At 56.7% G+C, this 12391-nt stretch carries 9 protein-coding genes; 8 read left to right on the top strand and 1 reads right to left on the bottom strand.

All coding sequences use genetic code 11. The features are described 5' to 3' along the window. Window positions 1-56: 56 nt before the first annotated feature. From HEQ61_RS08315 to HEQ61_RS08335, 5 genes are all read left to right on the top strand, one after another. Window positions 57-806 carry a tRNA1(Val) (adenine(37)-N6)-methyltransferase gene (locus HEQ61_RS08315; RefSeq protein WP_168020689.1) on the top strand — a complete coding sequence of 250 codons (750 nt, stop codon included), beginning with the start codon at window positions 57-59 and terminating at the stop codon, window positions 804-806. Window positions 807-942: 136 nt separating this feature from the next. After that, complete coding sequence (locus tag HEQ61_RS08320; RefSeq protein WP_168020744.1) at window positions 943-1821, top strand: glycine--tRNA ligase subunit alpha; 879 nt, start codon at window positions 943-945, stop codon at window positions 1819-1821. A 4-nt stretch (window positions 1822-1825) separates the two neighbouring features. Further along, entirely contained in the window at window positions 1826-3919 is a 2094-nt protein-coding gene (glyS, locus tag HEQ61_RS08325; protein WP_168020691.1) for a glycine--tRNA ligase subunit beta, read from the top strand. A 95-nt stretch (window positions 3920-4014) separates the two neighbouring features. Next, window positions 4015-6711: a pyruvate, phosphate dikinase gene (ppdK, locus tag HEQ61_RS08330; RefSeq protein ID WP_168020693.1), complete on the top strand. Its 2697-nt coding sequence runs from the start codon at window positions 4015-4017 to the stop codon at window positions 6709-6711. A gap of 160 nt (window positions 6712-6871) precedes the next feature. Then, a complete protein-coding gene (locus HEQ61_RS08335; protein ID WP_168020695.1) occupies window positions 6872-8479 on the top strand; it encodes a methyl-accepting chemotaxis protein in 1608 nt (535 codons plus the stop codon). A gap of 21 nt (window positions 8480-8500) precedes the next feature. Here HEQ61_RS08335 and HEQ61_RS08340 read toward each other — a convergent pair whose 3' ends face one another. After that, complete coding sequence (locus HEQ61_RS08340; protein WP_168020697.1) at window positions 8501-9415, bottom strand: YgfZ/GcvT domain-containing protein; 915 nt, start codon at window positions 9413-9415, stop codon at window positions 8501-8503. Between the two features lie 186 nt (window positions 9416-9601). Between HEQ61_RS08340 and HEQ61_RS08345 the strand changes: the two genes are divergently transcribed. The 3 genes from HEQ61_RS08345 to HEQ61_RS08355 are packed head-to-tail and all read left to right on the top strand — an operon-like array spanning window position 9602 to window position 12350. Further along, complete coding sequence (locus HEQ61_RS08345; protein WP_168020699.1) at window positions 9602-10630, top strand: glycosyltransferase; 1029 nt, start codon at window positions 9602-9604, stop codon at window positions 10628-10630. Further along, on the top strand, window positions 10627-11586 hold the full coding sequence (locus tag HEQ61_RS08350) for a glycosyltransferase family 9 protein (protein ID WP_168020701.1): 960 nt from the start codon (window positions 10627-10629) through the stop codon (window positions 11584-11586). The genes HEQ61_RS08345 and HEQ61_RS08350 overlap by 4 nt, the downstream gene beginning before the upstream one ends. Continuing rightward, window positions 11583-12350 (top strand): glycosyltransferase family 2 protein, encoded by a 768-nt coding sequence (locus HEQ61_RS08355; RefSeq protein ID WP_168020703.1) that lies wholly within the window; start codon window positions 11583-11585, stop codon window positions 12348-12350. The genes HEQ61_RS08350 and HEQ61_RS08355 overlap by 4 nt, the downstream gene beginning before the upstream one ends. The last annotated feature ends 41 nt before the right edge of the window (window positions 12351-12391 follow it).

Here is a 12391-nt window from a genome sequence, read left to right on the forward strand (position 1 = left end):
TCTGATGCCGGTGATGGTTTCCGGTCACTTTGTCAGGATATAAAACGGTAACCAGAATGATAAAGGCAATGGTGGAAGAGAATAAGTTGCTGGGAGGGCGTGTGCGCCTTCTTCAGCCTTTGGAGGGTTATCGTGTCGCGCTGGATCCTTTATTTCTGGCTGCGGCTGTTCCCGGGTCCGGCTGCGGGAAAGTTCTGGATGTAGGAATGGGAACAGGGGCGGCGGCCTTGTGTTTGTTGGCGCGTCTGCCGGTTGATTCCCTGTGTGGTGTTGAACTTGTTCCGTCCCATGCCGATCTGGCGCGACAGTCGGTTCTTGCCAACGGGTATGAGGACCGCTGCAGCGTCCTGTGCGCAGATTTGCGCAGCAGACCTGCCCCCGTTCCCGGATCGTCGTTCGATGTTGTAATTTCCAATCCCCCGTATCACGGACAGGGTACTTTTCCTTCCGATCCAGGGCGCGCGCATGCCCACATGGAGGATGTGCCCCTTCGGGACTGGATTATCTTTTGTCTGCGCTGCCTGAAGCCAGGTGGGTGGCTGGTCGTTGTGCATCGTATGGATCGTCTGGGGGAAATGCTGGCAACCTTGCAGGGGCGTGCCGGTGGAGTGGAGATCATTCCCTTGTGGCCCCGCGTTGGTCAGGAGGCAAAGAGGGTGTTGGTCCGTGCCCGCAAGGGGTCCGGTTCGCCGTTGCGTCTTTTGCCCGGTCTGGTCCTGCACCATGCTTCCGGTGACTTTACCGATGCGGCGCAGGCTGTCCTGCGTGATGCTCTTTCTGTGGATACGGCTATGGCCTTGTCGTAGTACGCGGGAAAGCGCGAATGGACCCCGTCTCAAAAGGGATTTGACCGTATGTGTCGGGGCAGGTAGTTTTCAGGTTCCTTTCAACCCTGTGGTATTGTACCCCCCGGAACCTTGTCGTATGCCCGCACTAGGCCCTTTGTCCAAATCCCCCAGTTTCCAGCAGCTTGTTCTTACCCTCCAGCAATTCTGGGCCGGTCACGGCTGCGCAATCCTTCAGCCCTATGACATGGAGGTGGGTGCGGGGACTTTTCACCCCGCAACAACCTTGAGGGCTCTGGGTCCAGACCCTTGGAATGCCGCATATGTTCAGCCTTCACGCCGTCCGACGGATGGGCGCTACGGCGAAAATCCCAACCGCTTGCAGCATTACTATCAGTTTCAGGTCATCATGAAGCCGTCCCCGGACAATATCCAGGAGCTTTACCTGGACTCTCTCCGGGCACTGGGCATTGATCCTATGAAACATGACATCCGGTTTGTCGAGGATGACTGGGAAAGCCCGACGCTCGGGGCTTGGGGCCTGGGGTGGGAAGTGTGGTGTGACGGGATGGAGGTGACCCAGTTTACCTACTTCCAGCAGGTTGGCGGCTTCGAGTGTAACCCGGTTCCGGCCGAGATTACGTACGGTCTGGAGCGCTTGGCGATGTACATCCAGGGGGTCGAGAACGTCTATGACCTGGATTTCAATGGAGCTGGCGTAACCTATGGCGACATTTTCCACCAGGCCGAGGTCGAATATTCAGCCCATAACTTTGAGTATGCCGATACCACCATGCTGTTAAATCACTTCCGTGACGCTGAAAAAGAGTGTCAGTCCCTGTTGGCTGTCGGGTTGCCGTTGCCGGCCTATGACCAGTGCATCAAGGCATCCCACCGCTTTAACCTTCTGGATGCGCGCGGGGTCATTTCTGTAACAGAACGGGCGGCCTACATTGGTCGCGTACGGGCTTTAGCCAAGGCGTGCTGCGAAGGGTGGCTGAAAGCGCGTGGTCATCTTGTTGCGGCGGAGGGCTGATATCATGGCGCAGTCCCTTTTGCTTGAGCTTCTGTCCGAGGAAATACCGGCCCGTATGCAGGCTACTGCGGCTGAGGCCCTGGAGCGTCTGGTTTGTGACGGGCTGCAGAAAGCGGGCTTCTCTGCTCCGGAGCCCCGGACATACGTGACACCACGCCGGTTGACGCTGGTTATTGATGGCCTGCTCGAGGCCACGCCGGATGTCTCGGAAGAGCGGCGCGGGCCGCGTGTTGATGCACCGGAAAAGGCGATACAGGGTTTTCTGGCGGCCAACGGTGTAACTCTGGATCAATGCGAGAAGCGTGAAACGCCCAAGGGAACGTTTTTGTTTGCTGTTGTTTGCAGCCGCGGGCGGCCTATGTCATCGGTCCTCAAAGAGGCTATTGAAGGAGCTTTGGCTTCTTTTCCGTGGCCAAAGTCGATGCGCTGGGGGACTGGGCCGCAGCGCTGGGTGCGTCCGCTGCATTCTATTCTGTGTCTCTTCGGGGCCGAGGTGGTTCCAGTCTCTTTTGCCGGTCTCGTTGCCGGTAACGTAACGCGGGGGCATCGCTTCCATGCGCCTGCCGTTTTTTCGGTTACAGGTCCTGCGGACTATTTTGAGAAACTGGCCGCCGCCAAGGTTGTTCTGGATCCGGCGCACCGCTCTGCCTTGATCGAGGCTGCGGCCACAGATCTGGCCAATCGTCACGGGGTTCGCCTGAAAGAGGATGCCGCCCTTTTGCGGGAAGTCACGGGGTTGGTTGAATGGCCTGTTGTGCTGAGCGGGGCTATCGAAGATGTCTTTATGGATCTGCCGGCCGAGGTTCTGACAACGTCCATGCGGGCACACCAGAAATATTTCTCCACTGTTCAGGATAATGGTTCGCTTGCTCCACGGTTTATTGTTGTCTCCAATATCGAAACAGAAGATGGAGGGCAGCAGATTATCGCTGGTAACGAGCGTGTTCTCCGCGCGCGGTTGTCAGATGCCCGTTTTTTCTGGGACCAGGATCGCAAGGTCCGTCTGGAGGCACGTGTTGATACGCTGCGGGAACGGATTTTTCATGCCCGTCTTGGCACAGAGTGGGAGAAGGTAGGGCGTATCCGTTCCTTGGCTGCAATGATTGCCGGGTATGTGGGGGTAGACTGCGCTCTTGTTGATCGTGCAGCTCTTCTGGCCAAAGCTGATCTGTCTACGGGTATGGTCGGTGAGTTTCCCGAGCTACAGGGTGTCATGGGGCGTTATTATGCCCGGGCTGACGGAGAGCCTGATGCTGTGGCTGATGCCGTTGCGGAGCATTACAGCCCGCAGGGTCCGTCGGATCGTTGCCCGTCAGCTCCGGTTTCGGTATGCATTGCCTTGTCGGACAAGATTGATACCTTGGCTGGCTTCTGGAGCATTGACGAGAAACCAACCGGATCAAAAGACCCGTTTGCCCTGCGCAGGGCAGCTCTCGGGGTTATTCGGCTTGTTCTGGAGAATGGCTTGCGCCTGCCGTTGCGTGCTGTATTCCTCAAGGCGCTGGATGCTTACAGTGTGCCGCGTGTTGCGTCGTCGGATGTCTTGGCCACAGATCTGATGGCGTTCTTTGCGGAACGATTAAAGGTTTTTCTCAGAGAGAAAGGCTTGCGGCATGACTTGGTGTCAGCGGTTCTCTCCCTTGGTCACGAGGATGATCTGGTCAGGCTTGTGAAGCGGGTGGAAGCCCTTTCCGGTTTGTTGCGTTCGGATGATGGTGCCAACCTGCTTGCTGCGTGGCGGCGTGCGATGAACATTGTCCGTATAGAAGATCGGAAAGACGGGCCGCACACCGGGCCTGTTGATGTTCGGTCCTTGGTTATGGATGAGGAAAAAGCCCTTGCTGCTGCGTTGTCGGTGACGGAACCTGAAATTCATCAGGCTCTGGATGACGAGGATTACCAGAAGGTGGCTGTCTTGGTTGCGGGATTGCGTGGACCGGTTGATGCTTTCTTTGAGAATGTGACGGTGAATGATTCTGATCCTGATTTACGCCGCAATCGGTTGCGACTTTTGTCAGCCGTCGGTGCGGTAACGGTTGGTCTTGCAGACTTGGCATTGGTCGAGGGAAGTGGCCCGGTTGCTGAGGCCGTGGTGTAGAGAAGTGGCCGGGCTTGTCCCGGCCATTTGTTCAAGGTGAAGCCCGGGTGTCATACCGGGTAGACAAGAAGTCAGACAGGACAAGGGGCGCAAGGATGTCCAAGTGGGTCTATGTGTTTGGTGGTGGACGGACCGAGGGACGTGCCGGCATGAAGGATCTGCTGGGCGGCAAGGGTGCCAATCTGGCCGAGATGGCTGTGATCGGGCTTCCGGTTCCTCCCGGTTTTACCATTACGACTGATGTGTGTACGTTTTACTATGCCAATGGTCGCACGTATCCTGCTGGCCTGGATGATGCGATCGAGGCAGGGGTTGCCCATATTGCCTCGGTTATGGGGGTGTCTTTCGGGGACCGGAAGCAGCCGCTTCTGTTGTCGGTTCGGTCGGGGGCCCGTGCTTCCATGCCCGGCATGATGGATACCATTCTTAATCTTGGTCTGAATGACGATACGGTTCTTGGTCTGATTGAGACATCTGGCGATGCGCGTTTCGCATGGGACAGCTATCGCCGTTTTGTGCAGATGTATTCCGATGTCGTTCTGGGGATTGGACACCATTATTTCGAGGAGTTGCTGGAAGATCTCAAGGCTGATCGCGGGTATGTCCTTGATACCGATCTTCAGGCAGGAGACTGGAAGGAACTCTTGGGTTCCTATAAGGCATTGGTTATGCAGCGCTCTGGCGCGCCTTTTCCGGATGACCCGTACGATCAGCTACGCGGCGCAATCGGTGCCGTCTTCTCCAGCTGGATGAACCAGCGCGCCATAACGTACCGTCGTTTGCATGATATTCCGGAAGCGTGGGGAACGGCTGTCAATGTGCAGGCTATGGTGTTTGGCAACATGGGGAGTGACTGTGCGACCGGTGTTGCCTTTACGCGTGATCCCTCGACCGGTGACGATACGTTTTTCGGAGAATATCTGGTCAACGCCCAAGGAGAGGATGTCGTGGCTGGCATCCGGACGCCACAGCATCTGACAATTCGGGGAAAACAGGCCAATCAATCTGATCTTCCTGCCTTGGAAGAGCTTATGCCAGACGTATTTCGTCAGCTGGATGCGATACGCCGTATTCTGGAAAAGCATTATCGCGACATGCAGGATATTGAGTTTACAGTCCAGCGCGGGGTGCTGTGGATGCTGCAAACCCGCACAGGCAAGCGTACACCTGCTGCTGCCTTGAAGATTGCGGTTGATCTTGCACGTGAGGGGCTGATCACGCGTGAGGAAGCCGTTATGCGGGTTGATCCGGGGCAGGTTGACCAGCTTCTGCATCCGATGCTTGATCCACGGGCTGTCCGTGATGTTCTGACAACAGGCTTGCCGGCCAGTCCCGGGGCTGCTTCGGGTAAGCTGGTTTTTACCGCAGCCGATGCAGAGGCATGGGTTCGCCGGGGGGAGAAAGTTATTCTGGCGCGTGTTGAAACCAGCCCGGAAGATATAGGCGGTATGCATGTGGCCGAAGGTGTTCTGACATCCCGTGGGGGGATGACCAGTCATGCGGCTGTGGTTGCCCGTGGCATGGGGCGTCCCTGCGTTGCCGGGGCCGGAGCTGTGCGGATCAATATCACGGATCGTGTGATGACTGTGTTGGGACGTGAAATCCGGGAGGGAGATATCCTGACGCTGGATGGCTCGACCGGTCAGGTTATTTACGGAGCTGTTCCCATGGTTCGTCCGGATCTGGGGAAAGACTTTTCCCTTTTGATGGAGTGGGCGGACAGCATCCGCCGTATGGGCGTCCGTGCCAATGCGGAAACACCTGCTGACGCGCGCGTGGCTCGTAGTTTCGGGGCTGAAGGGATTGGCCTCTGTCGTACAGAACATATGTTCTTTGAGCCTGGACGCATTGTGCATGTACGTCAGATGATCCTGGCCCGGGATGAGGATGGCCGACGCCAGGCGCTGGATCTTCTGCGTCTGTACCAGAGGGCTGATTTTATCGAGATCTTCCGTATTATGCACGGGCTTCCGGTCACGATACGCTTGCTGGATCCACCTCTGCACGAGTTTTTGCCCCATACAGATGCCGATATTCAGGAGGTAGCTGACTCTGCGGGCGTTGACGTGCGTACTGTACGCCAGGCCATTGCCCAGATGGCTGAGTCCAATCCTATGTTGGGGCATCGCGGCTGTCGTCTGGGGATTACTTTCCCTGAAATTTATGCAATGCAGTGTCAGGCTATTTTTGAGGCTGCTGTTGAGGTTTCTCCCAAGGATGCACCGTCCATGGTGGAAGTGATGATTCCCCTTGTTGCAACCCGTCGCGAACTGGAGCTGACAAAAGCGATTGTTGATCAAGCTGCCAAGGATGTCTTTGCCCGGTGTGGGAAGACGATTCCTTACAAGGTTGGCACCATGATAGAGCTGCCACGCGCAGCTCTACGTGCAGGTGATCTTGCTGATGATGCTGAATTCTTCAGTTTTGGAACCAATGATCTTACCCAGACTGCTCTGGGAATCTCGCGCGATGATGCAGCTCACTTCATGGATGCCTATCATCGTCATGGCGTTTATGCCAAGGATCCATTCGTATCGATTGACTGCGAAGGAGTGGGTGAGCTTGTCAAGATTGCAACAGTTCGTGGGCGTGCAGCTCATCCCGGGTTGAAGGTTGGTGTGTGTGGTGAACACGGCGGCGATCCGGATTCGATAGACTTTTTCGAGGGCATTGGACTTGACTACGTGTCGTGCTCTCCGTATCGCGTTCCCATCGCACGCTTGGCTGCAGCACGTTCAGCCTGTCGTCGTATAGGGAACGGGCATAAGGAGCTTGTAGACAGTACGGCGTGATGGGGTGATCATGACCAGAGGGTGTGCTGTGTTGTCTTGGCGGAATAGTCAAGCTGGCATACGTCCCGTTTGTCGCTTGGTTTCCGCTGTGTCACAGTGATTTCTGCGGGTGGGTATTGTACCTGCACCTTGGCGCGTGGCAGTAAAGCGGGCACCTGATATGACAAGTCTTTCCAGTCATAAAGGCACATTGGGTACAGAGGCATGGGTTACAGAACGCGGATTGCAGGATGCAGCGCGTGTTGTACCTGCGGTTTCTGATGCTGTTTTGGCCCATATTTCATCTGATGCGGTGGATGGATCTTCGGGTGTGTCGTCCTTCCGCGCTCGTTGGGATGGGCTGTTGTCGGTTGGTGTGACGGAGTATCCCGAACCGCATCTTCCGCAGGATCCGGTTTATCGGTTGGCTACGTCCATGTTTTTGTCCATGGCCTCGTCTGCCCTTGCCCGTCAGTTCCGTTTTCGTACATCCCGTTGTGATGCTGCGATCCGTAGCCTGCATGGACGTGTTGTGCCTGATCTTATGGAGACCTCAGGCAGCGAGAGTGTTCAGGCTATACCTTCTGCAGCAAAGGATGCGCATTCCATTCTTATTCTGCGGCAGATGGCTGATACAGCAGCTGATGTCAATGATGCAGCCGTTGTTCTGGCGTCACTATCTCGTAACTCGCATATTACCAGCAGTTCGGGTGAAGCTATTTCCTCTGCTGCGACCGAACTGCTGGCCAGTGTCGAGGAAATTGCCCGCAACAGCGGCACTGCCTCGGGTGAGGCATCTGCCGCGGACGCCTTGGTCAGGGAAGGGGTCAGTGATGTCGAAAGAGCACGGAATGCGATCAGGGATATTGCGGGGGCCGTTGAGCAAACAGCCTTGAGTGTGAGTGATCTGTCGACGGCTTCCGAGCAGATCGGTGAAATTCTGGTTGTGATTGAGGCCATTGCAAGCCAGACGAATCTGCTTGCCCTGAATGCTACGATCGAGGCAGCCCGTGCCGGTGAGATGGGCAAGGGCTTTGCTGTCGTGGCAAACGAAGTGAAGACGCTTGCCAATCAGACAGCGCGGGCGACGGAAGATATTACCCGTCGTATTGATGCCTTGCGTGTTGGCATGACAACTATCCGTGAAACGATGGCGCGTTCGACGCGTGCTGTTGACATGGGGCGTTCTGCGATTGAGTCCATCCAGGAGAAAATGCACGCCGTATCGTCACAGGTGACAGAGGCAGCACGGCAAATGCAGGAGATCAATACAATACTGGGGCAGCAGAAGGAGGCAACTGGTGAAATTGCCCGCAGTATTACCGCCGTTGCAGAAATGTCGCGTGACAATGTAAGCTTGGTGACAAAGGTCGCAGACAGTATCCACTCCAGTAATGATGCTGTCAGCAAAAGCGCCAAGGAGTGGTTCGTCGAAGGATCAGCACAAGGATTGTGCGAAATGGCCCGCGTTGACCATATTCTTTTCAAGAAGCGGGTTGTTGATGTTTTGATGGGCAATGGGGAGTGGCAGCCCACAGACGTTCCGGATCACCATAGCTGTCGCCTGGGGCGTTGGTACGATGCCTTGAATGATCAAAGAATCAAGGCGCTTCCGGAGTATGCTGCCCTGGAGGGGCCCCACGCCACTGTTCATGCTGAAGCCCGGAAAGCGCTTCAGGCGTGGTATTCCGGAGAGCGCGACAACGCTCTTGTGCACCTTGACGAACTGCATGAGGCAAGCCGGGCCGTCATTTCCCTTCTCAATGCCTTGTCACGCAAGCTGGATTAACCAGCCTTTGTTAACCTTGCCTCAGCGGTTGTCCGGAAGGCGCAGCCAAGCGGGAGGGCAGGGTTTCAGGCGCATGGTGTCGCAGCGTAAATCATCCGCCTGGATGGCATCCAAGCGTACAATGCCCATGGCAAGAAAGCCTGTTCCGGTCTCGTCAGTCGTGCTGCTGCGTATAGCGCCAACTACCTGACCATCAGGCAGAGTTATCGGGCTGTTGCTTTGTGGAATGGTCTTACCTTCCCCGCGCAGGGGGACAAGGCGTTTCTTTGTCAGGTGCTTCCACTTCATGCGGGCGGTTGTTTCCTGGCCAACGTAGCAGCCCTTGCGAAAATCAACACCGCCCAGTTCATCGAAGCCATATTCCAGCAAGAAGCCTTTCTCGGGTTCTATGTCCCGGCTACCATCAGGCAGGCCGTTGCGTATGCGGTTTTGCTCCCATGCGGCTTCGGTCATGTCAGTTGTGGTCAGCCCTGTCTCTGAAATGGCCTGGCGCGATGCAACGATGCGTATACCACCGGCTGGCAGGCGCGGGTCCATGCAGGCGATGCCATCCCCGAATGTGATTGTATCGCCTGCGTGGCTCAGGTTCTTCAGTGGCCCATGAAATGGTGGCAGGGTACCAAAGACGGCCAGGTCCGGTGCGGATTCCAGGATGACCTTGGCGCGAAGCCGATAGCGCAGGAGGCGTGTCCGCAGGTCTTCCAGTCGCTCCCGCTCTCCCTCCAGCAGCAGGGTGTTTCCAAGCTGGTAAATGAAGAAGTCATGCAGGAATTTTCCCTGTGGGGTCAGCAGGGCTGTCCACGCGCTGTGGTTCTCCGTAACCGTACGAATGTCGGCAGAAACCAGCCCCTGCAGGAAGGCGCGATGGTCATCGCCGGACAAGATCAGGGCGCCTCGGTGAGCAAGCTCATGAAACGGAGCAGTTTCTGGTGACATTCGTGGTCTCAGGCTTGTCAGTTCTGTGATTATGCCCCGATTATGTGGGCGGGCTTATAGAGTCAAGCAAGAGAAAAGTCCTGTCAGCCGTGTTTTTCAGTCGGTTGGTTGACCGGGGCTGGTAATCTGGTGTGCAACCTCTTATAAGCGAAAGCATTCGTTGGTCGCCCGGCTGTTTTCTTGGACATGCGCTTTTGCTTTCTTGATGGCACTGCTGATTACAGTGTTTTCTCCCCCGATCATCATGCTTTGGGTGGTGCGGAGAAAGCTTTGCACGGGCTGGCTGATGCCTTGTCAGCCCGTGGGCACGGGGTTTCTGTTGCCTGTCGTGTATCCCGGCGGGTTGAATGCAACGGGATAGCCTACGTTCCTGTAGGCGAGGCGACGGATCTTGTTGCAGATGTTTCTGTTGCCTTCCGGGATCCGGGCTTGCTGGGGCAGGTGTCGGCGCGTCGGCAGTTGCTCTGGGTTACGGCATCACCTGAATATATGGCGCATCCGGCTGTGCAGGCGCGTATCCTGGCTACAAGGGCGGGCGTTCTGTTTTGTGGTGCTGCTCAGCATCGCCGTTGGAGTGGAGACGGTCCCGCTTGGATTATGCCGGTTGGGGTTCGCTCCCCCTTCTTGGGTCGGGGTACGGGAGTGCCTGCCTCTATTGATCCTGTCGCGGTTGTTACCACGCATCCGCAGCGTGGGCTGGACCGCCTTCTGGATATTTGGTGTGACCAGATCAGGCCCCATGTTCCCGGGGCAAGGTTGTTGGTCGTGTCACGTCTCCTTGGATCCGGTCCGGATTATGTGCCTGTGGTTCTGAGGCCCCTGTTTGAGCGCGTCAAGGCTTTGGCCAGTAAGGGCGTTGAAGTCTGTCTTCCGCCCGGCGATCTGGGTCTGTTCACCCTCTGGTCCCGTGCCCGGTTGCACCTTTACCCTACGTGTGATGATGACATGTGCTGCTGGACACTGGCCGAAAGCCAGGCATGCGGCGTTCCTGCCGTTGCTGGTCCAGCTGGGGGGGCTATTGACCGTGTAGAGAACGGTGTATCCGGGTATTGTGTCCCCGATGATGCGGCACTGGCTGGTGTGGCTGTGCAGATTTTACAGGATGATGGTGTGTTTTCTGGTTTGTCTGCTGCAGCAGGGGCGTCGTTCCGCCATCGATCATGGAATGATGCGGCTGTTTTTCTTGAGACTCTTGCCGCTGAGGTTTGTGTATGAGCCGTTTGTTGTTTGTCACCTCGACCCGGATCGGGGATGCGGTTCTGTCTTCTGGTCTTCTGGCTTATTTGGTTGGGGTCATGCCGGGGGTTCGTGTCACTGTTGCCTGTGGTCCTTTGGCGGCTCCACTGTTCTCGGGTTTGCCTGAGCTGGAACGCCTGATCATCATGGATAAACGCCGTTGGGGCGGGCATTGGCTGGATTTATGGCGACAGGTTGCCACAACCCGCTGGGATGTCGTGGTTGATCTGCGTCGTTCAGCCTTGGCGTGGTGTCTACCCTTTGCAGGGCGGCGACTGGTTTCCGGTCGCGATACTGCGGCGCTTCATCGCGTTAGGGCTGCCGGCTCTCTTGTCGGTTTGGTGGATGATCCTCCTTCGCCTGTTTTGTGGACCACAGGTGATGATGAGCAGAAAGCATGTCAGCTCATTCCCGATGGTTCACCGGTTCTGGCCGTCGGGCCAGCTGCAAACTGGCCTGCCAAGATCTGGCGTGCCGAGCGTTTTGCGGAACTTGTCGCGCGCCTGACCGCACCGGATGGCATCCTGCCGGGGGCGCGCGTTGCCCTTTTCGGTGCACCGGATGAACGCCACCAGGCAGAGCAGGTTGCCCGTACCCTTCCATCGGATCGTTGTCTTGATCTTGTTGGCCGTTTGTCTCTTCCTGTTGCGGCGGCTTGTCTCCGGCGCTGTTCTTTCTATGTTGGCAATGACAGCGCGCTGATGCATATGGCTGCTGCTGCCGGTATCCCGACACTTGGTCTCTTTGGCCCCAGTGATGAGTGCCTGTACGGTCCATGGGGGCCTAATGCGGCGTTTGTTCGTACGCCGGAAACCCTTCAGACCATCTATCCTCCCGGGTTTGACCATCGCAAAACGGGGACGTTAATGGATGGCCTTGCTGTCGATAGTGTTTTTGATGCCGCCTGTCAGCTGTGGAGGCGTACCCGGTCATGAAGGAATTGCCCCGGCTTTCAGCCTTGGTTGTCGTTCATAATGAGGAAGAGCGTCTGCCAGCGTGCCTGGAGCGTTTGACATTTGCCGACGAGATTGTCGTCGTTCTTGATCGGTGTACCGATCGTTCGGCTGATATTGCCCGTTCTGCCGGGGCCAGGATGATAGAGGGCGCCTGGCCGGTTGAAGGCGATCGTCGGAATGCGGGCATAGAAGCATGCCGTGGAGACTGGATTCTGGAAGTGGATGCAGACGAGCACGTATCGTCTGCCTTGGCTGCGGAGGTTCGTGCCGTCATTGCATCCTCCCTTTTCGACTGGCACGTTGTTCCCGTCGACAATTACATTGGCACACGCTTGGTCCGTCATGGGTGGGGATCCAGTTTCGGTAAGGCAGGGTGCCCGGCACTTTTCCGGCGTGGCGTGAAAATATGGGGCCGCCAGAGGGTTCACCCGGCTCTTCAGTGGTCTGGTACGCGCGGTCCGGCTCTGACAGCTCCGCTGTTGCACTATGTTGATCGCAATATTTCCGATATGCTGCACCGTCTTGACCGGTATACTTCAGCGCGTGCTGTTGACCTGCGGGAGTCCGGCCAAGCAGGATCTCTGGCCGGGGCTATCCGCTCGGCACTATCGCGTTTTTTACGGGTCTATCTGTTCCGCAAGGGGTATCGTGAGGGGCGTATGGGGTTGGTTGTGGCCTTGTGTACGGCGCTGTATCCGCTGCTTTCGTACATAAAGGCCATGGAGGAAACGGAAGAGGTTTAAACGTCTCTTGCAGGAGGCGAGCCGTCCGTATGATGACAGGA

Source organism: Haematospirillum sp. H4485 (assembly GCF_012102745.1).
GTDB lineage: Bacteria > Pseudomonadota > Alphaproteobacteria > Rhodospirillales > Rhodospirillaceae > Haematospirillum.